Consider the following 20,501-nt stretch of genomic DNA (forward strand, 5'->3'; position numbering starts at 1 on the left):
GGGATCCCGACATGCCCTCCGGTAAGCGCCTCCGCACCTCGCGCCGGGTGGCGCGGGGCCTCCGCCGCCGGGCCCGATGGGCTGCCGGCTGGCTGCGCCGCGTCTTCTGGCGTTCCCTCCAGCTCCGCGTGGTCACCAGCACGATGGTGATCTCCATCGCGGTGGTCGCCGTACTGGGGGTCTTCCTCATGCAGCAGATCGTCGCGACCACGCTGGAGTCCCGGGAGCGCGCGGCCAGGAGCGAGGCGCAGGCCGACCGGAAGGCCGTGCTGGGCTACCTGAAGAACCAGCCCGACGGTGAGACGCCCAAGCAGCAGGCCGACATGGCGGGGGCGCTCCAGGCGGGCGGGGACAGCCCGCTCGGCCAGGCGATCGTGGCGCTGGCGGGGCGGGCCGGCGCCGTCCCCCGCTACTCGGTGGTCATCCGCAACGACAACCGGCCCGGCGAGTTCTACGTCACCACCAACATCGACCCGGTGAGCATCCCCGAGCGGCTCCGCGCCGACGTGCTGAAGAAGCAGCCCGAGGAGGTCACCACCTACTACGGCAGGCTGCGCTACGAGGGCGGCGACTCGCGGCCCGGCATGATCCTCGGCACCCGCCTGGACACCTCCGGCACACCCCTGGACAGCGGCTACGAGATCTACCACCTCGTCCCGCTGGACCAGGAGGAGAAGACCCTCACCTCGGTCCTGCGGATGCTCATCCTGGTCGGGGTCGCCCTGGTGCTCCTGCTGGCCGCCATCGCCTCGCTGGTCACCCGCCAGGTGGTCACCCCGGTACGGCTGGCACGCCAGGCCGCCGAGCGGCTGGCCGCCGGGCGCCTGGACGAGCGGCTCAAGGTCCGCGGCGAGGACGACCTGGCCCGGCTGGCCGCCTCCTTCAACGAGATGGCCGCCAACCTGGCGCTGAAGATCCACCAGCTGGAGGAGCTGTCGCAGGTCCAGCGGCAGTTCGTCTCCGACGTCTCGCACGAGCTGCGCACCCCGCTGACCACCGTGCGGATGGCCGCCGACCTGCTCTACGACGCCCGGGAGGACTTCGACCCGATGGCCGCGCGGTCGGCCGAGCTGATGCAGAACCAGCTCAACCGGTTCGAGACGATGCTCGCCGACCTGCTGGAGATCAGCCGCTACGACGCGGGCGCGGCCGAGCTGGACATCGAGCCCGTCGACGTGAGAGACGTGGTGCTGAGCGCCGTCGCCGACTCCGAGGCGCTGGCCGAACGCCACTCCACCCGCTTCGACCTGCGGCTGCCCGGCGAGCCCTGCATGGCCGAGATGGACAGCCGGCGGATCGAGCGTGTCCTGCGAAACCTGCTGTTCAACGCGATCGAGCACGGCGAGGGCCGCGACATCATCGTCACGGTCGGCGCCGACCGCGACGCGGTGGCGGTGGCCGTGCGCGACCACGGCGTGGGCCTGAAGCCGGGCGAGGAGAACATGGTCTTCGACCGGTTCTGGCGGGCCGACCCCTCGCGGGCGCGCACGATCGGCGGCACCGGCCTGGGGCTGGCGATCTCCCGCGAGGACGCGATGCTGCACGGCGGCTGGCTCCAGGCGTGGGGCTCGCCGGGGGAGGGCTCGCAGTTCCGGCTGTCGCTGCCCAGGACGGCCGGGTCGCCGCTGCGCGGGTCGCCGCTGCCGCTGGTCCCGCCGGAGGTGGAGATGCGCCGGACGTGGCGGGCGCACATGACGCCGGTGCTGTCGCCGGCGACGGCCGACGGGGGACGCGATGCGGACTGAGACGCTGTTCCGGGAAACGGAACGGCCCGCGCCCCCCGAGCGGGCGGCGGGCGGCCGGCGGCCGGCCCGTACCGGGCGGCGCGTGGGCGTGGTGGGCCTGGTACTGGCGCTGGGCTGGATGTCCGCCGCCTGTTCGGTCATCCCGGTCGGAGGCCGGTCGGCCGTCGTGGACGACGTGCGCAAGGGCAACCCGCTGGGCGACCCGTACGCGCGGGTCATCGCCGTGCCGCCGGAGCCCGGCTGGACGCCCGAGCAGGTCGTCGCCGGGTTCCGCGCCGCGATGGCCAGCGTCGACGACCGCGACCGCGGCATCGCGCGCAGGTACCTCACCGACGACTTCGCCGGGAAGTGGAAGCCGCAGAGCGGGGTGACGGTCTACAAGCAGGGCGAGGTCCAGCCCCCGCCGGAGCAGGGCGACGGGACGGCCCGGGTCGTCCTGAAGGGGACCCTCACCGCGATCATCGACCAGGACGGCCGCTACCGGCCGACCGGCGGCCCGCTGAACGAGCCGTTCAGCCTGGTCAAGGGGCCGAACGGATGGCGGATCAACGCGGCGCCCGACGGGCTGCTGCTGTCGGAGGCCGACGTCGAGCGCGCCTACCTCAAGGCGGACCTGTACTTCCTGGACTCGGCGTGGAAGGGACTGGTGGTCGACCAGGTCCGCGTGCCGATCGACCCCACCGCCAACTTCGCCAAGACGATCGTCCAGAGGCTGCTGAAGGGGCCGAGCAGCCTGCTCAAGGGCGCGGTGAACACCGCCTTCGAACCCGACACGCAGCTCCTCGGCGTCGACACCCAGGACGACCGCGTGGTCATCGACCTGTCCAAGCCGGTCGACTCCGACCTGATCGGCCCGATGTCGGCCCAGATCGCCGGGACGCTCGCCGAGCTGACCAAGGGCGGCTGGGACTTCGAGGTCCGGGTGAAGGGCGAGCCGTACTACTCCGACAGCCTGCTGCCGATCGACGCCCAGGAGCACATCGACTTCGACGCCTGGATGACCCCCGGCGACATCCACCCCTACTTCCTCGCCGACGGCGCGCTGCGCACGCTGGGCCGGGACAACGTCGGCCAGCCGGTGCCCGGCCAGGCGGGGGGGAAGGACGGCTCCCGCACCCGTCCGGCGATCAGCGACCAGTGGCAGGTGGCGGCGTTGTCGTCCGGCGACCGGGAGGTCGCGGTCGCCCCGATGAACCCCGGCGGCCAGTGGCGGCCCTGGATCTCCGGCACCTCCCTGACCCCGCCCTCCTGGGACCGCTACCACACCCTGTGGACCGTCGACCGGCCCGACGACCACACCTCGAAGGTGCTGCGGCACGACGGCCGGAAGCAGTACGCCGTCTCCGCCCCCGACCTGGAGACGGTCTACGTCAAGGCGCTCCGGGTCGCCCGGGACGGGGTGCACGTCGCGGCGGTGGTGCGGAGCGGCACCGAGGAGGAGGTGAAGATCGGCACGGTCATCGGCCAGGGGGCAGCCACCAAGATCACGAACCTGCACCCGGTGGTGAACGTCGAGCCGAACCAGACCATCAAGGACATCGCCTGGAAGGACGGCGCGACCCTCTACGTCCTCACCGGCAAGTCCGAGCTGCTGGAGGCGTCCGTCGTCGCCGAGCCCAAGCAGCTGCCGTCCAACCCGCAGATCCAGAGCATCACCGCGCTGAACGGCTCCCTGCTGGCCGGGGCGAAGGACGACGACGGCAACTGGCAGCTGCTCTCCTGGAACCGCAACTCGGCCCAGTGGGAGGCCGTGGTCAAGAACGAGAACGGCTCCGCCTCCTTCACCAAGGACGGTCCCGCCTACCCCGCCTACCCGCTGGGCTGAGCCGCGGCACGGCGCTCCGCCGGAGACGCGGGCCGTGCCGGGCGGTCCGGCCGGAGGCGCGAGCCGTGCCGGGGAGCCGCGTGCGCGGGCTCACGGGCGTTTTTGTCGGTGGCGCGTGAAACCGTGGGCACGTGTCGACCGCTCTGCTCGATCTGGTCCTGCCGCCGCGCTGCGCCGGGTGCGACGCCCCGGGCGCCCTCGTCTGCCCCCGCTGTACGGCGGAGCTGCACGGCGAGCCCGCGCGCCGGATGCCCCATCCCCGCCCGTCCGGCCTGCCCGAGTGCTGGTCGGCGGCCGAATACGCCGGCGGCCCGCGGCGGGCGATCCTCGCCTACAAGGAGCGCGGCCGTACGGCTCTCGCCCACCCGCTGGCCGGTGCCCTGGCGCTGACGGTGGCCGCGGCGGCGGGCGAGCGGCCCGTCATCCTGGTCCCGGTGCCCAGCGCCCGCCCCGCGCTGCGGCGGCGCGGGCACGACCCGGTGGCCGGGCTCGCCGAGCTGGCCGCCGGATACCTCCGCGCGGCCGGGTGGCCGGCGACCGTCGCCCGGGTCCTCACCCAGCGCCGCCGGGTCGCCGACCAGGCGGGCCTGAGCGCCCGCAGGCGGGCCGAGAACCTCGGCGGGGCGTTCCGGGTCGCCGGAGGCCACAACCGCGCGCGGCTCGGCTTCTGGGCCGGGCGAGGGGCCGTCGTGCTGGTGGACGACGTCCTCACCACCGGTGCGACGCTCGCCGAGGCGGCCCGGGCGCTGCGCGAGGCGGGCACGGAGGTCCCGCTGGCCGCCACGGTCGCCGCGACACGCCGAGAGAGCGGATTCCGGAACGATCACCGTACGTAATGTAACGGCCGGAAAACGGTCTCGTCCGGTGCCGGCGTCCGTCTGTCCGGATCGGCTCCGTCCGATCCGCCCGGTCCCCTGAGAAGCGGGCGCGCGCCGCGGCCGCGCCGGGGAAACGGCCGTCCTCCCCTCTCGGCCGCGCGGTGAAGATCACGCAAAGTGACCGGCAAAGGCGGGGCCAAGCTGACATTCGGCCGCGATGCGGATAGCGTCTGAACATGGCACCCGCCCGGGTCCGTGGTTGCGCCGGACCGGCCCCCGCGAAGGGGTCGGCCCGGCTAGCCGATGCCAGCCGCAGGCTAAACGGTCCACGTAAGACGACTTCTCGTCGATCGATCACGGTGCGGCTTAGAGGTAAGTCCTGCCTTCCCGGGGAGCCAGATGTTCCTCGCCAGAAGAGAAGGGCAGTAGTGGCAGAGAGCTGCGAGACCCTCAGCAGGCGGATGTGGGGACGAAGACCAGGTCGGCCGGGTGGGTGCCGCCGCTCCAACACCGTCGAGGTTTCGAAGGGGGGCTGTGCATGGACATCATCGTCAAGGGTCGGCACACGGGAGTGAGTGACCGGTTCCGAGACCACGTGAGCGCCAAGCTGGCCAAGATCGAGCGTCTGGACAACAAACTGATCCGGATCGATGTGGAGGTGTCGAAGGAGACGAACCCGCGCATCAGCGGCCAGCGAGAGCGGGTCGAGCTCACCATCCACTCCCGGGGTCCCGCCATCCGTGCGGAGGCCTCGGCCGACGACCGTTTCTCAGCCCTCGACATCGCACTCGGAAAGCTCGAAGGCAGGCTCCGGCGCCTCGCCGACCGGCGCAAGGTCCACTACGGCAACCACTGTCCTCCCTCGGTGGCCGAGCTGACCGCCGGCGCGCTCGCCGAGTCCTTCGAGATCGACCCCGCCGGGGTCCGCGTCGAGCCCGCGACCGTCGGTGGTGGCGGCGACGAGTACCGCTTCGAGCCCGGGCCGTCCGCGGAGGCCGACGACCTCTCCGAGGACAGCGCGATCGTTCCCATCCAGATGGACGGCGACGGACCGCTGGTGGTCCGTGAGAAGACCCACAAAGCCGATCCGATGACCATCGACCAGGCGCTGCTGGAGATGGAGCTGGTCGGCCACGACTTCTACCTCTTCCGTGACAAGGAGAGCGGCCTGCCGAGCGTCGTCTACCGTCGGCGAGGCTACAACTACGGAGTGTTGCGACTCGTCGAACCCTGACGAACCCGGACGAAGATCCTCTCCGACCACCCCGAGGACCTGAAACCGTGTAATCATGGCGGTCCAACGGCTCTGGCCCCCCGAGGAGGAGGCGTGACGGAATCCGATGAGACGACCCGCCCTGCCAGGAGCGGTGACCCGATCCGCGTGCTGATCGTCGACGATCACGCGTTGATCCGCCGCAGTCTGGAGATGGCGCTGTCCACGGAGACGGACATCGAGGTGGTCGGCGAGGCGAGCGACGGGCAGGAGGCGGTCGAGCTCGCCGACCGCCTCACCCCGGACGTCATGCTCATGGACGTACGGATGCCCCGCCGGAGCGGCATCGAGGCCACGCGCGAGATCAAGGCCTCGGTGCCGAGCACGCGGATCATCATGCTGACGGTGAGCGACGAGGAGGAGGACCTCTTCGAGGCGATCAAGGCGGGGGCCACCGGCTACCTGCTGAAGAACGTGCAGCTCGACGAGGTGCCCGAGGCCGTCCGCGGTGTCCACGAAGGGCAGTCGCTGATCAACCCGGCGATGGCGGCCAAGCTCATCACCGAGTTCGCGAACATGAGCCGCAAGGAGGCCGAGCGGCCTCCCCAGCTCCCGGTCCCGCGCCTGACGGACCGCGAGATGGAGGTGCTGCGCCTCGTCGCGAAGGGGATGAACAACCGCGAGATCGCCAAGCAGCTGTTCATCGCCGAGAACACCGTGAAGAACCACGTCCGCAACATCCTGGACAAGCTCCAGCTCCACTCCCGGATGGAAGCGGTGGTCTACGCGGTCCGCGAGCGGATGCTCGAGATCACCTGACCGGCGGGGCCCCGTGAGCCCTTCCTCACGGGGCCCGTCCGGCGTGGTCTCCGCGGTCCTCGGCGGTGTGCTCCGAGTCCGCCGTAGGTCGGCCCGGGGCGGTCCGGGTGGTCAGAGCGCCTCGTCGAGTGCCGCGGACAGCGCGATGGTCACGGCCGGATCGGCCCGCTCGACGCGTACGGCGTCGCAGCCGACCCAGGCCGCCGCCTCCGCGAGGGCCCCCGCCAGCGCCTCGACGGCTCCGCGGCCCGCACGGGGTTCGAGGCCGACCTGCCGGGCGACCAGGGTGGTGCCCTCCCGCGCCGGGTCCACCCGGCCGATCAGGCGGCCGCCGGCCAGGACCGGCATCGTGAAGTAGCCGTGGACCCGCTTGTCCTTCGGGACGTACGCCTCCAGCCGGTGGTCGAAGCCGAAGACGCGCGAGGTGCGGGGGCGGTCCCAGACGAGGGAGTCGAACGGCGACAGCAGGGTGGTGCGGTGCCGTCCCCGCGGCTCGCTCTCCAGCGCCGCCGGGTCGGCCCAGGCGTCCGCCGCGCGGTCGGGCCAGCCGGAGACCCGCACCGGGACCAGCCCGGCGGCGCCGGTGGCGAGGGCCCCGTCCAGGAACGCGGCCTCGGGCGCCTTGAGACGGAGGAAGTCGACCAGGTCGGCCCGGGTGGCGACGCCCAGGGCGCGCCCGGCGGTCCGGGTGAGGCGGGTGACGCACTCGGCGTCGGAGAGGTCCTCGGCCAGCAGGTGGGCGGGGACGGCCCGCTCGGTCAGGTCGTAGACCCGCCGCCATCCGACGCGGCGGGCGCAGACGACCTGCCCGGTGTCGAGCAGCCACTCGATGGCGATCTTCGCGTCCGACCAGTCCCACCAGGGGCCGCCGTTCTTGGCGCCGCCGAGGTCGGCGGTGGTGACCGGGCCGTTCTCCCGCACCTGGTGCAGCACCTTGTCGACGGTCGGCGGCACCTCGTGCCAGCGGTACTTCCTGGCCGCGTAGTACCGGCGGCGGAAGGCGTAAAGGGGCCAGTCGCCGATCGGCAGCACGCACGCGGCGTGGCACCAGTACTCGAACGCGCGGGCCGGGTCGTCCCAGTAGGCGCGCTCGACCTTCGCCCGGCCGACGGCGCCGAGACGGGAGTAGGCGACGAGCTCGTGGGAGCGGGCCAGGACGGAGATCGTGTCGAGCTGGACGGCGCCCAGCCGGCGCAGCACGGCGGGGACCCCGCCGCGGCGGGCGTCGGCGCCGAGGAAACCCTGGGCGCGCAGGATGATACGGCGGGCCTCGTCGGCGGAGAGCGTGACCGTCATGAGCGGCCCCGGGGCAGGCATCGCGTCAGCATGACGCCGAGACTAGCGCCCCACACCGACGAAAACGGTATGCCGGTTAGCGGCTCGGGTGAGGAGACGGGGGCGGGCCGGTCAGCCGCGCGGACCCGGGGCGGCGCGGCCGGTCCGGGCGTCCGGGAACTCGCGCGGAACCTCGACCGAGACGTCCTTGAACGCGCCGAACGCCGCGACGAGGACGCCGCCGAGGACGCAGACGGCCGTGCCGGCCCAGAACAGGAACCAGTCGGGACCGCGGCACAGGCCGATCCCGGCGGCGGCGAAACCCAGGATGAGCACGGTCACGGCGAGCCAGGACGAGGCCCTGCCTCCGTGGCCCGCGCCGTGGTCGGAATGAGGGGGGCCAGGTGCGCCGTCCGGCATGGCGGCGTCTCCTTCCGAGGGGGTGACCCGAGGGGGCGACGCGCCCGTACGGCACCGGCCGTCATCGTGCGCGTGGGGCAATCGGCATACCCTTTAGTCTGGGAAGTAGTCCTGATACACGGACACGATGGACCCCGCGGTCGTGGAAGGCGTCGCCGAGGATGGCTGTGCCGGGTGGCGGAACCGCCTACGATGGCTGCGGAGAACCATGTCTCGTCCTCATCCGGGCCCGTCCGGTCCGGAAGACCTGCGAGGAGCCTTACCTAAAGTGCCAGCCTTTCTCGACAAGATTCTTCGCGCAGGCGAAGGCAAGCTTCTGCGTAAGCTCAAGCGGATCGCCGACCAGGTCAACTCCATCGAGGACGACTTCACGAGCCTGACCGACGCCGAGCTGCGCGCGCTCACCGACGAGTACAAGCAGCGCCACGCCGACGGCGAGTCCCTCGACGATCTGCTTCCCGAAGCCTTCGCCACCGTCCGCGAGGCCTCCCGGCGTGTGCTGGGCAAGCGCCACTTCGACGTGCAGATCATGGGCGGGGCCAACCTGCACATGGGCAACATCTCCGAGATGCGCACCGGTGAGGGCAAGACCCTGACCTGTACGCTCCCCGCCTACCTCAACGCCATCTCCGGCAAGGGCGTGCACGTCATCACGGTCAACGACTACCTCGCCAAACGCGACGCCGACGAGATGGGCCGCATCCATCGCTTCCTCGGCCTGGAAGTCGGCGTGATCCTGGCGAACATGGCGCCGGAGGAGCGTCGCAGGCAGTACAACGCCGACATCACCTACGGCACGAACAACGAGTTCGGCTTCGACTACCTGCGCGACAACATGGCCTGGTCGCTGGAGGAGTGCGTCCAGCGCGGCCACAACTTCGGCATCGTCGACGAGGTGGACTCGATCCTCATCGACGAGGCCCGCACGCCGCTGATCATCTCCGGCCCCGGCGAGCAGTCCGGCAAGTGGTACGCCGAGTTCGCCAAGATCGCGCCCCGGCTCCGCCGCGGCACCGAGGGCAAGGACGGCGAGGAGAGCACCGGCGACTACGCCGTCGACGAGAAGAAGCGCACCGTCGGCATCTTCGAGTCCGGCGTGGAGAAGGTCGAGGACTGGCTCGGCATCGACAACCTCTACAAGCCCGAGCACACCCACCTGGTCGGCTTCCTCAACAACGCGCTGAAGGCCAAGGAGCTCTACAAGAAGGACAAGGACTACATCGTCGTCGAGGGCGAGGTCCTGATCGTCGACGAGTTCACCGGCCGCGTCCTGCACGGCCGCCGCTACAACGAGGGCATGCACCAGGCCATCGAGGCGAAGGAAGGCGTCAAGATCAAGGACGAGAACCAGACTCTCGCCACGATCACGCTGCAGAACTACTTCCGCCTCTACACCACGCTCTCCGGCATGACCGGCACCGCGGCGACCGAGGCCAACGAGTTCCACCAGACCTACAAGCTCGGCGTCGTCCCGATCCCGACGAACCGGCCGATGATCCGCAAGGACCAGGCCGACGTGGTCTACAAGACCGAGGACGCCAAGTTCCTCGCCTGCGTCGAGGACATCAAGGAGCGCTACGACCGGGGCCAGCCGGTCCTGGTGGGCACCACCAGCGTGGAGAAGTCCGAGCGGCTCTCGAAGGAGCTCAAGCGCCGGGGCGTCCAGCACGAGGTCCTCAACGCCAAGAACCACGCCCGTGAGGCGGCGATCATCGCCGAGGCCGGCCGCAAGAACTCCGTGACCGTCGCCACCAACATGGCCGGTCGAGGCACCGACATCATGCTCGGCGGCAACCCCGACTTCCGCGCCGACCTGGAGCTGCGCAACCGCGGCCTCGACCCGGTCGAGACCCCGGAGGAGTACGAGAAGGCCTGGCCAGAGGCGCTGGAGAAGGCCAGGGCCGCCGTGGCGGCAGAGCACGACGAGGTCACCGAGCTCGGCGGCCTGTACGTCCTGGGCACCGAGCGCCACGAGTCGCGGCGCATCGACAACCAGCTCCGCGGCCGGTCCGGCCGTCAGGGCGACCCGGGCGAGTCGCGGTTCTACCTCTCCCTCGAGGACGACCTCATGCGCCTGTTCAACTCGGCCCGGGTCGAGATGATCATGACGCGGCTCAACATCCCGGACGACGTGCCGATCGAGTCCGGCATGGTGTCGAAGGCCATCGCCTCCGCCCAGCACCAGGTCGAGCAGCAGAACTTCGAGATCCGCAAGAACGTTCTGAAGTACGACGAGGTCATGAACCGGCAGCGCAAGGTGATCTACGCCGAGCGCCGCCGGGTGCTGGAGGGCGCCGACCTGCACGAGCAGATCCGCGGCTTCGTCGGCGACGTCGTCGACGGCTACGTCACGGGCGCCACCGCCGAGGGCTTCGCCGAGGAGTGGGACCTCGACAAGCTGTGGAAGGCGCTGGGTCAGCTCTACCCGATCACCCTCACCGTCGACGACGTCGTCGAGGAGGCCGGCAGCCGCGAGGAGCTCACCGCCGAGGTGCTCTCCGAGAAGATCAAGGCCGACGCGCTGGCCGCCTACGACCGCCGCGAGGAGGAGCTGGGCTCCGAGGCGATGCGGGAGCTGGAGCGCCGCGTCATCCTGTCGGTCCTCGACCGCAAGTGGCGCGAGCACCTCTACGAGATGGACTATCTCCAGGAGGGCATCGGCCTGCGCGCCATGGCGCAGCGCGACCCGCTGATCGAGTACCAGCGCGAGGGCTTCGAGATGTTCTCCGCGATGCTGGAGGGCATCAAGGAAGAGTCGGTCGGGTACCTGTTCAACCTCGAGGTCGAGGTGCAGACCAACCCGATCGTCGAGGAGCACGACCACGCGCACGAGGACTCGGCGATCGCCGAGACCCGTTCGATCATCGCCCGCGGGCTGCGCGGCCCGGAGCGTCCCTCCGAGCTCGAATACTCCGCGCCCGGTGAGAGCGGCGAGATCGAGCACACCCGCGTGAGCACGAAGGCCGAGCGCGACGCCTACGGCGACGTGGAGCGCAACGCCCCCTGCCCCTGCGGCTCGGGCAAGAAGTACAAGCGCTGCCACGGCGACCCGAGGAACGTCCAGGCCTGACCTCGCCACACACCCGAAAAGGGGCTCGCACGGCCGACGTGCGGGCCCCTTTTCGGGCTTTCCGGGGCTTTCCGGGGCTTCCGGGGCTTCCGGGGCTTTCAGGGGGTGGTCTCCACGTCGGTGCACAACCACCGCGCCCCCCGCCGTTCCAGGCGCAGCGCCAGGACGCGAGGCCGGTCGCCGCAGTGCACCAGGACGCACATCTCCACCACCCCGTCCTCGGGCTGGGACACGTGCGGGGTGCCGACCAGCGGCGGCCGGGCGCCTCCGATGACCTTCCCGGCCCGGACCAGCTCGGCGTGGGCCCGGACGGTCATGTGGGCGGACAGGCTCGCCGTCGGCCGGCGCCCGGACAGGGCCTCGGCGACGGCCTGGCCCAGGGCGCGCAGCCGCCGCCCGTCGGGGACCGGGCCCGGCTCCCCCCACACCGGCGGCAGACGGTCACCGCGCCCGGCCGGCCGGGGCTCCCGGACCCGGGCCGGCCCGGGCTCCCCGGTCCGGGCCGGCCCGGTTTCGCGGGCCCGGGTCGGCTCGGGCTCCGGGACTCCGGCCGGTTCGGGCTCCCGGGCCCCGACCGGCTCGGGCTCGCCGGCCAACGCGAGGGCGCCTTGAACGTACGGCGGGCCGGGCGGCGGGTGTTCGTCGTCGTAGGGCGGCTCCGCCGAGGGGTGCGGCGCGAGCCGGGGGAGCGGCACGGGACGCGGCGGACGGGAGAGGCGCGGCGGGCGTGGCGAACGGAGGGAACGCTGCGGGCGTGGAGGGACCGGCAGGCCCGGAGGGTGTGGAGGACGCGGCATGGGGGGCTCCGATCGTCGTCGGCTTACCTGACGCGTTCAGGAGTTTCCGGCCACCCGTCCAGATACCGCCGCCGCCAACTTTCCACTCGGCCGTGCCGGTTCGTCCCGGTAGGAGAGGAAGGCCACGTCGACCTGGTGCGGTCCCCGGCCGGGCGGGACGGGTTCCGGGACGGCTCGCGATGGCCGGCGGACGTCCGGAACGCCCCTCAAAAGGCCCGGCGGGACCTCGGAAGATCCCGGCGGGACCTCAGGGTTCGGCGGGACCTCAGGGGGTGGACTCCGCCGAGGGAGCGCCCTCGTCCGGTTCCCGCCCCGGCGTGGCGAGGTTCATCCTCCTGATCAGCACGGTGAACAGCAGGTAGTAGACGACGAAGTAGACCAGGCCGAAGCCGATGACCAGGACGAGCCGGTGGGTGTTGGACTTGCCCGCGTTCAGCAGCATGTCGATGGCGCCCGCGGAGAAGGTGAACCCCAGGCGGGCGTCCAGCTCGGCCATCAGGGCCATCGACAGGCCGGTGAGCAGCGCGTGCACCACGAACAGCACGGGCGCGACGAAGATGAAGGCGAACTCCAGCGGCTCGGTGATGCCGGTGACGAAGGCGGTGAGGCCGGCCGACAGCATGATCCCGCCGACGGTCGCGCGTTTGCCGGGCGGGGCCGCCCGCCACATCGCGATGGCCGCGCCGAGCAGGCCGAACATCATCACCGGGAAGAACCCGGTCATGAAGATGCCTGCGCCGTCCTGGCCGGCGAAGTAGCAGTTCAGGTCGCCGGCGGCGTTCCTGGTCGCGCCGTCGACGCCCGCCCGGCACTCCGGCAGGGTGAACCAGACGATCGTGTTCAGGAAGTGGTGCAGGCCGACCGGGATGAGCAGCCGGTTCGCCACGCCGTACACGCCGGCGCCCACCGGGCCGTGCAGCGCGAGCCAGTCGCCCGCGGACGCCAGCCAGTCGCCGACCGGCCGCCAGAGCAGGCCGAAGACCACGCCGAGGAGCAGCGCGGCGACGGCGGTGACGATCGGGACGAACCGCCTGCCGCCGAAGAAGGCGAGCCAGGCGGGGAGCTTGATGCGGTAGTAACGCTGCCAGAGCAGGGCCGCGACGATGCCGATGACGATGCCGCCCAGGACGCCGGTGGGGTTCTGGGCGCCCAGGTCGAGCGCGGGCGCGGGCCGCCCCTCGGGCCCCACGACGGTCAGCGCGACCTTACGGTAGACCGCCGAGTCCTGCGGGGCGGCGAAGAACAGCGTCCGGGAGACCCGGTCGAAGACGAGGTAGCCGACGAGCGCGGCCAGGGCGGTCGAGCCGTCGCCCTTGCGGGCGAACCCGATCGCCACGCCGATCGCGAACAGCAGCGGCAGGTTGTCGAACAGCGCGCCGCCCGCCGCCGCGAACACCCCGGCCACCTGGTCGAGGACGGGATTGTCGGTACGGCCGAGCAGGTCGTCCTGGCCGAAGCGGAGCAGGAGCCCGGCGGCGGGCAGCACCGCGATCGGCATCATCAGCGAGCGCCCGACCCGCTGGAGCACCGCGAAGACCGACGACCACGCCGACGACCATGGCGACGGCCGGTGCTCCGCCGCCGCGCTCATCCCGCGCCTCCCTCACCGCGTGGGGCGCGGGGCGCGGGACGGGCCGCCGGGCCGTCCGGAAGGGTCGCCGGGCCGTCAGGGAAGGCCGCCGGGCCGTTCGAAAAGGTCGCCGGGCCGCCCGGGAAGACCGCCGGGACGGGAGCCGGGAAAGAGGATCGCTTCACTGGTGTTGTCCCTTCCGTTCGCAGGCGGGCGGGGGCGTGTCAGGCGCGGCGCGGCGTCTCCAGGACGGTGCGCAGCTGGTAACGATCGGCTCGGTAGGTGGATACCCCCAGCTCGGCGCAGACTCCCCCGGCGAAGGAGCGCCGCTGCAGCAGCAGCACGGCCCCGCCGCGCGGCAGCTTCAGCAGGTCGGCGTCGCCGGGGTCGGCGATGCCGCCGTCGATGGTCAGCTCGCCCGCGTCGAGCACCAGCCCGTAGCGGGTCTCCAGCAGGGCGTACAGCGAGCGGCCGCTCAGGTCGTGGTCGCCGAGGTCGGGTGCGAGGGAGACCGGGATGTGGGCCCGCTCGATGCACATGGGCTCGGCGTCGGCGGTCCGCAGCCGTTCGATGAAGTGCACCTCCTCGCCGGGACGGATGCCGAGTTCCCTGGCGAGGTGGGCGCTGGCCCGGACCACGCGGCGGTCGAGGTCGCGGGAGCCGGGCTCCATGCCCCGGGAGCGCATCTCGTCGCTGAACGAGGTCAGCCGGAGCGCCATCTCGATCTTCGGGCGGGCCACGAAGGTGCCCTTGCCCGGGACGCGTTGCAGCCTGCCCTCGGAGACCAGGTGGTCGACCGCCTGCCGTACCGTCATGCGGGACAGGCCGAAGCGCTGGCAGAGCTCGCGTTCGGACGGGATCGCCGTGCCGATGACCAGCTCGTCGCTCTCGATCATGTCGAGCAGGATCTCCCGGAGCTGGAAGTATTTCGGCACCGGGCTGTCCGGATCGATCCGGGCCACGGCGTCCCCCTCTCTGACCGGCAACCAGCCACTCGATCTGTATGTGGTGATGAGCTATGGTTCGTACTGGTCTAGTCCGGACTAGACCACGTGCTGGAAAAGGGTGTCAACGTACGGACCGGAGACGGATGGATAACGGCCCGATCTCGTCCGTCCGAGCCGAAGGATGAACGAGATGACGACCAAGATGCGCAGCGAGATCGCCGAGCAGCCCGCCGCGTTGCGCGCCACCCTGGACGCCCTCCTCCCCCGGGTCGGAGAGGTGGAACGGCTCGCCCGGCGGACCCGCCAGCTGCTGTTCATCGCCCGCGGCACCTCCGACAACGCCGCAGTCTACGGCCGTTATCTGGCCGAGGCGCACGCGGGCCGTCTGTCCACCCTCGCCGCGCCGTCGATCGCCACCACCTACCGCCGCAGGCTGGATCTCGACGGTGTCCTGGCCGTGGCGCTCTCCCAGTCGGGCCGGACCGAGGAGATCGTCGAGACCCTCTCCTGGGCCAAGGACTGCGGCGCGACGACCGTGGCCGTCACCAACGGCGGCGAGGGCAGCCCGCTCGCCCAGGCCGCCGACCTCGCCCTGTGCACGCTCGCGGGCGAGGAGAAGGCCGTCCCGGCCACCAAGACCTACACCACCCAGCTCGCCGCCCTGGCCGTCCTGGGCCTGGGCCTGGGAGCCGACGTCGACCCGGGCGACCTGCGGCGCGTGCCGGACGCCGTGGAGAAGCTGATCGCCGAGCCGGGGGACCTGGAGGCGGTCGTCGAGGGCCTGGCCGACAAGCCGGGCGCGGTGGTCTCCGGCCGCGGGCTGGCCTTCTCCACCGCCCTCGAACTGGCCCTCAAGCTCAAGGAGGCGTGCTACCTGCACGCCATGGGCCTGTCGTACGCCGACCTGCTGCACGGCCCGATCGCGGTGGTGGACGCCGACACCCCCGCCGTCCTCGTCGCCGCGGGCCAGGGCCCCACCCTGGCCGGTACGGTGGCCCTGGCCCGGCGGGTCACCGAAGCGGGCGCCCAGGCGTTCACCGTCGGCGGCGGCACCGAGCTCGCCTCCGCCTCCAGCGCCGCGCTGAACGGCCCCGACCTGCCCGAATGGGTCGCCCCGCTCGGGCTGATCGTTCCGGGGCAGCTGCTGACCGAGGCCCTGGCCCGCCGGCTCGGGATCGACCCCGACGCCCCGCGCGGCCTGAACAAGGTGACGCAGACCGACTGATCACCGAGCGTCGTTTAGCCTGGTCACAGACCGACGGCAAGGGAGGACGACATGGCGGCTGACGCCGACGCGATCATCGCGGGTCTCGGGGGCGCGGGCAACATCATCGAGATCGAGCCGTGCATCACCCGGCTCCGCACCGAGGTGCGCGACGCCTCCAAGGTCGACCAGGCGGCCCTCAAGGCCGCCGGCGCGCACGGGGTGATGGCCACCGGCAACGTCGTCCAGGTGGTCGTGGGCCCCGAGGCCGACACGATCGCCGGTGACATCGAGGACATCATCGGCTGACGCGCCGGTCCTCCCCCGCCCCGGCGGGGGAGGACCGGACACCGATCCGCGCGGCGGCCCGCGGGCGCCCCGCCCCGGCGAGCGGGGGAGGACCACGGGCCGGTCCCGCCCGGCGGCCGGACGGTGTCCCGCTCCGGCACGCGGGGGAAGACCGAGGGGGATTTGCGATGATCACGGTTATGACCCCCGTCACGGGGACGGCGGTGGGTCTGGACGCGGTGCCCGACCCGGTATTCTCCCAGGGCCTGGTCGGTCCCGGGATGGCGGTCGAGCCCGAGCGGACGGCCGGCCCGGCGGTCTCGCCGATCACCGGCACGATCGTGAAGCTGCACCCGCACGCCTTCGTCGTCGTCGGCGACGACGGCCGCGGGGTCCTGGTGCACCTGGGCATCGACACCGTGCAGCTCAAGGGGGAGGGCTTCGAGACGCTGGCCGCGGAGGGGGAGCGGGTCGGCGCGGGACAGCCCGTGGTGGCCTGGGACCCGGCGCGGGTGGCGGCGGGCGGGCGCTCGCCGGTCTGCCCGGTGGTGGCCCTCGACGCCCCCGCCGAGGCCGTCACCGCGCTCGCCCGGGGCCCCGTGCGCGCCGGAGAAGAGCTCTTCCGGTGGACGTGAGCCCCTTGAACCGGTACGCCCCGTCCGGGCGCGCCCGGACACGTCCGGGCCCCGACACGGCGCGCACGGGCGCGTCCGGTGCCCGGCACGGCGCACGCCGCATGGCCGGGTCCCGCGCGGGCACGGGACCCGCAGCGGCCGATCACCGGCCGCCGTACGGTGGAGGCCGCCCGGGTTCCGCCGGGCGACAGGACGCCGGGTGGTCTGGACCGCCCGGCCGGCACTCGCAGGAGGAGTCCGTGACCCAGCGTCAAGTCACCGTCGAGGCCGAGGTCGGCCTGCACGCCCGCCCGGCGGCGATGTTCGTGCAGACCGCGGCCAAGGCCCCCCTGGAGATCACCATCTCCAAGGGGGGCGGCAAGCCGGTGAACGCCAAGAGCATCCTGTCGGTCCTGTCGCTCGACGTGCGCAAGGGCGACACCGTGGTGATCGCCGCCGAGGGCGACGGCGCCGACGAGGTCCTGGACCGGCTGGCCGAGATCGCATCGGCTCCGTGAACGAGCTGACGGGGACGGGCGTCAGCCCCGGCGTCGGCTTCGGCCCGGCCTTCGTGCTCGACTGGGAGCCGCCCGTCCCCGAGCCGGGATCCGGCCACGGCGGCGACGCCGAGGCGGAACGGGCGCGGGCCGAAGGCGCCCTCGCCGACGTCGCCGCCGACCTGGAGGAGCGCGGGGCCAGGGCCGGCGGCGAGGCCCGGGAGATCCTGGACGCCCAGGCGATGATGGCGCGCGACCCCGGCCTGGCGTCCGGGGTGGCCGAGCTGATCGACGCCGGGAGGTCCGCCGCCCGCGCCGTCTACGAGGCGTTCGGCGGCTACCGCGCGATGCTGGCCGACGCCGGGGGATACCTGGGCGCGCGCGTCGCCGACCTGGACGACGTCCGGGACCGGGCGATCGCGGTGCTCGACGGCCGGCCGCCGCCCGGCCCGCCGTCCTCCCTGGACGCCCTCGACGGACCGCCGGGACCGTACGTCCTCGTGGCCCGCGACCTGGCGCCCGCCGACACGGCGGCGCTGTCGCCGGACGTGGTGGCCGCCTTCGTCACCGAGGAGGGCGGGCCGACCAGCCACACCGCGATCCTCGCCCGCGCGATGGGCGTACCGGCCGTGGTGGCCTGCCCGGGGGCGGCCTCGATCGCGGCGGGCACGCCGCTGCTGGTGGACGGCGCGGCCGGGACGGTACGGACCGCCCCGCCGGACGCCGACGTGGCCGCGGCCCTCGGGGTCGCGGCGGGCAGGGAGGCCGCCCTGACCGCGGCCACCGGCCCCGGCGTCACCGCCGACGGGCACCCGGTGCCGCTGCTGGCCAACATCGGCGGCCCGCACGACGTCGAGGCGGCCCTTGCGAACGGCGCCGAGGGCGTCGGTCTCTTCCGGACCGAGTTCCTCTTCCTGGACCGGACCGCGGCGCCCGGCGAGCGGGAGCAGGAGGAGGCCTACCTCGCGGTGCTGGACGCCTTCCCGGGCGGCCGGGTGATCGTCCGGACGCTCGACGCGGGGGCGGACAAGCCGCTGGCGTTCCTGCCGCCGCCGCGCCCGGAGCCCAACCCGGCGCTGGGCGAGCGGGGCCTGCGGCTGCTGCGCGCCCATCCGGGGATCCTGGAGACGCAGCTGCGCGCCCTGGCCCGCGCCGCGTCGCGCTCGCGGGCGGATCTCCGGGTGATGGCCCCGATGGTCGCCACCGCGCGGGAGGCCGCCTGGTTCGCCGCCGCCTGCCGGGAGGCCGGGCTGCCGTCCGCGGGGGTGATGATCGAGATCCCGTCGGCCGCGGTGCGCGCCGCCGACCTGGCCGCGGAGGCGGACTTCTTCTCCGTGGGCACCAACGACCTGGCCCAGTACACCCTGGCCGCCGACCGCCAGGTGGGGTCGCTGAGCGCGCTGCAGGACCCCTGGCAGCCGGCCCTGCTCGACCTGGTCGGCCTGGCGGTGGCCGGCGCGGCCGAGCGCGGCAGGCCGTGCGGGGTGTGCGGGGAGGCGGCCGGCGACCCGGCGCTGGCCTGCGTGCTCGTCGGGATCGGCGTCACCTCGCTGTCGATGGCCGCGCCCGCGTTGCCCGCCGTACGGGCGGCCCTGGCGCGGCACTCACGGGAGGAGTGCGTGCTCGCCGCGGCGGCGGCCGTGGCCGCGGGCTCGCCGGACGAGGCGCGCGCCGCGGCGCGGGCGAACCTGCCGGGCCTGGCGGAGCTGGGCCTTTGAGCGGGATGGCCGGGATAGACGGGATGGCCGGGATGGCCGGGAAACGGGGGATTTCCGGCCCGGAGATGGGGCGGCGCGGCGTGTCCGCCCGCGGACGCGGATAGCGTGGGGCGCATGGTTCGGTGCATTCGTACGACTGGTCTGGCAGTGATCGCGACTATGGTGGCCGGCTGCGCCGCCTCGGGAGCGGACTCGCCCGCCCGGCCCGCCGCGGGCCGGGACGACGGCGCCGTCGCGAGCGCCACCGCCACGTCCGCCGCGCCCCCCACCCCGTCCGCGACCCCGGACGGATCGCAGGCGCCCCCGGCGTCCCGGGCGTCCGCCTCCTCGAAGGTCGAGGCCGTGCTCGCCCGGATGAGCCTGGAGGAGAAGGTCGGGCAGCTCTTCATGCCCGTGGTGTACGGCGCGGCCCCCGACACCGCGTCGGGGGAGAACAGCGCGCGGTTCGGCGCGGACACCCCCGCCAAGGCCGTGGCGAAGTACCGGCCGGGCGGGGTGATCCTGTTCCCCTGGGCGGGCAACGTCAAGAACGTCCGGCAGCTGGTGTCCCTGACCAACGGGCTGCAGAAGGCCTCGCCGAAGATCCCGCTGCTGATCGGCGCCGACCAGGAGAACGGCCGGGTCTCCCGCCTCGCGCCGCTGGTCACGACCATGCCGGGCGCGTCCGTCATCGGCTCGACCGGTGACCCCTCGCTGGCACGGAAGGCCGCCGAGGTCACCGGGAGCGAGCTGCGCGTCCTGGGGATCAACCTCGACTTCGCCCCGGTCGCCGACGTGAACATCAACCCGCGCAACCCGGTGATCGGCCCGCGCGCCTACGGCTCCGACCCGGCCAAGGTCTCCCGGATGGTCGCCGCGGCGGTCAAGGGTTTCCACGACGCGGGGACGGCCACGGCCGCCAAGCACTTCCCCGGCCACGGCGACACCGACGTCGACAGCCACACCGGGCTGCCGGTGATCCGGCACTCCCTGTCGCAGTGGCGGAAGCTGGACGCCCCGCCGTTCGCCGCCGCCATCGGCGCGAAGACCGACGTGGTGATGAGCGCCCACGTGGTCATGCCGAAGCTCGACCCGTCCGGGGATCCGTCGACGCTGTCCAAGCCGATCCTGACCGGGCTGCTCCGCGACCGGCTCGGGTTCGACGGGGTCGTCTCGACCGACGCGCTCGACATGGCCGGAGTGCGGAAGAAGTACGGCGACGCGCAGGTGCCGGTCCGGGCCATCCTGGCCGGGGTCGACCTGCTGCTGATGCCGCCCGACTTCACCAAGGCGTACGACGCGGTGCTGGCCGCGGTGAAGTCGGGGAAGATCACCCGGGCGCGGCTCGACCAGTCGGTGCGGCGGCTGCTGACGCTGAAGGAGGCGCGGGGGCTGCTGGAGCGCGCGCCGGTGGCGGACCCGGCGAAGGCCGAGAAGACGCTGCGCTCGGCGGAGCACCGCAGGGTGGCCCGGCTCATCGAGTCGCGGGCCCGCTGACCGGGAGGCCGGGGCTGAGCCGGGTCTAGGCCGGCTGGAGGCCCCGGCGCTCCAGGACGGAGGCGACGATCGCCCGGATGGCGTAGGCGGCGATGGCTTCGAGCGCGATGACGGCCAGCTTGGCCAGCAGCGACGTCAGGATGGCGGGCATGACGACCTCACAACAGGGGAGAAATCCTCTTATAAGCGATAATTCATGACAAAC

The 20,501-nt window shown here is 72.8% G+C and carries 18 protein-coding genes; 12 read left to right on the plus strand and 6 right to left on the minus strand.

Annotated features, from left to right (window positions below):
* Positions 1-11 precede the first annotated feature (11 nt).
* The 5 genes from mtrB (at position 12) to AB0D67_RS02830 (ending at position 6,420) form a co-directional block, all read left to right on the plus strand.
* Complete coding sequence (gene mtrB / locus AB0D67_RS02810) at positions 12-1,745, plus strand: MtrAB system histidine kinase MtrB (RefSeq protein ID WP_362929163.1); 1,734 nt, start codon at positions 12-14, stop codon at positions 1,743-1,745.
* Positions 1,735-3,570: an LpqB family beta-propeller domain-containing protein gene (locus AB0D67_RS02815; protein ID WP_362929165.1), complete on the plus strand. Its 1,836-nt coding sequence runs from the start codon at positions 1,735-1,737 to the stop codon at positions 3,568-3,570. The genes mtrB and AB0D67_RS02815 overlap by 11 nt, the downstream gene beginning before the upstream one ends.
* A gap of 131 nt (positions 3,571-3,701) precedes the next feature.
* The gene (locus AB0D67_RS02820; protein WP_362929167.1) at positions 3,702-4,406 is read left to right on the plus strand and encodes a phosphoribosyltransferase family protein; all 705 of its coding nucleotides are present in this window, start codon (positions 3,702-3,704) and stop codon (positions 4,404-4,406) included.
* Positions 4,407-4,926: 520 nt separating this feature from the next.
* On the plus strand, positions 4,927-5,622 hold the full coding sequence (gene raiA, locus AB0D67_RS02825; RefSeq protein WP_362929169.1) for a ribosome-associated translation inhibitor RaiA: 696 nt from the start codon (positions 4,927-4,929) through the stop codon (positions 5,620-5,622).
* A gap of 93 nt (positions 5,623-5,715) precedes the next feature.
* Positions 5,716-6,420 carry a response regulator transcription factor gene (locus AB0D67_RS02830; RefSeq protein WP_362929171.1) on the plus strand — a complete coding sequence of 235 codons (705 nt, stop codon included), beginning with the start codon at positions 5,716-5,718 and terminating at the stop codon, positions 6,418-6,420.
* A gap of 111 nt (positions 6,421-6,531) precedes the next feature.
* On the opposite strand, the gene AB0D67_RS02835 is transcribed toward AB0D67_RS02830, so the two are convergent.
* A complete protein-coding gene (locus AB0D67_RS02835) occupies positions 6,532-7,737 on the minus strand; it encodes a crosslink repair DNA glycosylase YcaQ family protein (RefSeq protein WP_362929173.1) in 1,206 nt (401 codons plus the stop codon).
* Positions 7,738-7,827: 90 nt separating this feature from the next.
* The gene (locus AB0D67_RS02840) at positions 7,828-8,115 is read right to left on the minus strand and encodes an HGxxPAAW family protein (RefSeq protein WP_362929175.1); all 288 of its coding nucleotides are present in this window, start codon (positions 8,113-8,115) and stop codon (positions 7,828-7,830) included.
* 268 nt (positions 8,116-8,383) lie between these two features.
* Between AB0D67_RS02840 and secA the strand changes: the two genes are divergently transcribed.
* Positions 8,384-11,185, plus strand: coding sequence for a preprotein translocase subunit SecA (gene secA / locus AB0D67_RS02845; protein ID WP_362929177.1), 2,802 nt, complete (start codon positions 8,384-8,386; stop codon positions 11,183-11,185).
* A gap of 98 nt (positions 11,186-11,283) precedes the next feature.
* On the opposite strand, the gene AB0D67_RS02850 is transcribed toward secA, so the two are convergent.
* From AB0D67_RS02850 to AB0D67_RS02860, 3 genes are all read right to left on the minus strand, one after another.
* On the minus strand, positions 11,284-11,880 hold the full coding sequence (locus AB0D67_RS02850) for an Rv3235 family protein (protein WP_362929179.1): 597 nt from the start codon (positions 11,878-11,880) through the stop codon (positions 11,284-11,286).
* Positions 11,881-12,247: 367 nt separating this feature from the next.
* Positions 12,248-13,573, minus strand: coding sequence for a PTS transporter subunit EIIC (locus AB0D67_RS02855; protein ID WP_362929181.1), 1,326 nt, complete (start codon positions 13,571-13,573; stop codon positions 12,248-12,250).
* Between the two features lie 203 nt (positions 13,574-13,776).
* The gene (locus AB0D67_RS02860) at positions 13,777-14,514 is read right to left on the minus strand and encodes a GntR family transcriptional regulator (RefSeq protein WP_362929397.1); all 738 of its coding nucleotides are present in this window, start codon (positions 14,512-14,514) and stop codon (positions 13,777-13,779) included.
* 166 nt (positions 14,515-14,680) lie between these two features.
* Between AB0D67_RS02860 and AB0D67_RS02865 the strand changes: the two genes are divergently transcribed.
* The 6 genes from AB0D67_RS02865 to AB0D67_RS02890 all read left to right on the plus strand — a co-directional run bounded on the left by AB0D67_RS02865 (position 14,681) and on the right by AB0D67_RS02890 (position 20,296).
* Positions 14,681-15,724: an SIS domain-containing protein gene (locus AB0D67_RS02865; RefSeq protein ID WP_362929183.1), complete on the plus strand. Its 1,044-nt coding sequence runs from the start codon at positions 14,681-14,683 to the stop codon at positions 15,722-15,724.
* A 51-nt stretch (positions 15,725-15,775) separates the two neighbouring features.
* Positions 15,776-16,012, plus strand: a complete 237-nt coding sequence (locus AB0D67_RS02870; protein ID WP_362929185.1) for a glucose PTS transporter subunit EIIB — start codon at positions 15,776-15,778, stop codon at positions 16,010-16,012.
* Between the two features lie 167 nt (positions 16,013-16,179).
* On the plus strand, positions 16,180-16,626 hold the full coding sequence (locus AB0D67_RS02875) for a PTS glucose transporter subunit IIA (protein ID WP_362929187.1): 447 nt from the start codon (positions 16,180-16,182) through the stop codon (positions 16,624-16,626).
* A 239-nt stretch (positions 16,627-16,865) separates the two neighbouring features.
* Positions 16,866-17,123 carry an HPr family phosphocarrier protein gene (locus tag AB0D67_RS02880; RefSeq protein WP_362929189.1) on the plus strand — a complete coding sequence of 86 codons (258 nt, stop codon included), beginning with the start codon at positions 16,866-16,868 and terminating at the stop codon, positions 17,121-17,123.
* Positions 17,120-18,820, plus strand: coding sequence for a phosphoenolpyruvate--protein phosphotransferase (ptsP, locus tag AB0D67_RS02885; protein ID WP_362929191.1), 1,701 nt, complete (start codon positions 17,120-17,122; stop codon positions 18,818-18,820). Before AB0D67_RS02880 ends, ptsP begins: the two co-directional genes overlap by 4 nt.
* Before the next feature lie 147 nt (positions 18,821-18,967).
* Positions 18,968-20,296, plus strand: coding sequence for a glycoside hydrolase family 3 protein (locus AB0D67_RS02890; protein WP_362929193.1), 1,329 nt, complete (start codon positions 18,968-18,970; stop codon positions 20,294-20,296).
* 25 nt (positions 20,297-20,321) lie between these two features.
* Here AB0D67_RS02890 and AB0D67_RS02895 read toward each other — a convergent pair whose 3' ends face one another.
* Positions 20,322-20,447, minus strand: a complete 126-nt coding sequence (locus tag AB0D67_RS02895; protein ID WP_268246288.1) for a hypothetical protein — start codon at positions 20,445-20,447, stop codon at positions 20,322-20,324.
* Positions 20,448-20,501: the final 54 nt, after the last annotated feature.

It is taken from the genome of Streptosporangium sp. NPDC048047, assembly GCF_040653115.1.
GTDB lineage: Bacteria > Actinomycetota > Actinomycetes > Streptosporangiales > Streptosporangiaceae > Streptosporangium.

Excerpts from the sequence above, each read along its gene's own strand:
- AB0D67_RS02875 (WP_362929187.1), top strand. The coding sequence starts at position 16,180 with ATGATCACGGTTATGACCCCCGTCACGGGGACGGCGGTGGGTCTGGAC.
- mtrB (WP_362929163.1), top strand. The coding sequence starts at position 12 with ATGCCCTCCGGTAAGCGCCTCCGCACCTCGCGCCGGGTGGCGCGGGGC.
- raiA (WP_362929169.1), top strand. The coding sequence starts at position 4,927 with ATGGACATCATCGTCAAGGGTCGGCACACGGGAGTGAGTGACCGGTTC.
- AB0D67_RS02870 (WP_362929185.1), top strand. The coding sequence starts at position 15,776 with ATGGCGGCTGACGCCGACGCGATCATCGCGGGTCTCGGGGGCGCGGGC.
- AB0D67_RS02855 (WP_362929181.1), bottom strand. The coding sequence starts at position 13,573 with ATGAGCGCGGCGGCGGAGCACCGGCCGTCGCCATGGTCGTCGGCGTGG.
- AB0D67_RS02895 (WP_268246288.1), bottom strand. The coding sequence starts at position 20,447 with ATGCCCGCCATCCTGACGTCGCTGCTGGCCAAGCTGGCCGTCATCGCG.
- AB0D67_RS02815 (WP_362929165.1), top strand. The coding sequence starts at position 1,735 with ATGCGGACTGAGACGCTGTTCCGGGAAACGGAACGGCCCGCGCCCCCC.
- AB0D67_RS02835 (WP_362929173.1), bottom strand. The coding sequence starts at position 7,737 with ATGCCTGCCCCGGGGCCGCTCATGACGGTCACGCTCTCCGCCGACGAG.
- AB0D67_RS02865 (WP_362929183.1), top strand. The coding sequence starts at position 14,681 with ATGAACGAGATGACGACCAAGATGCGCAGCGAGATCGCCGAGCAGCCC.
- AB0D67_RS02840 (WP_362929175.1), bottom strand. The coding sequence starts at position 8,115 with ATGCCGGACGGCGCACCTGGCCCCCCTCATTCCGACCACGGCGCGGGC.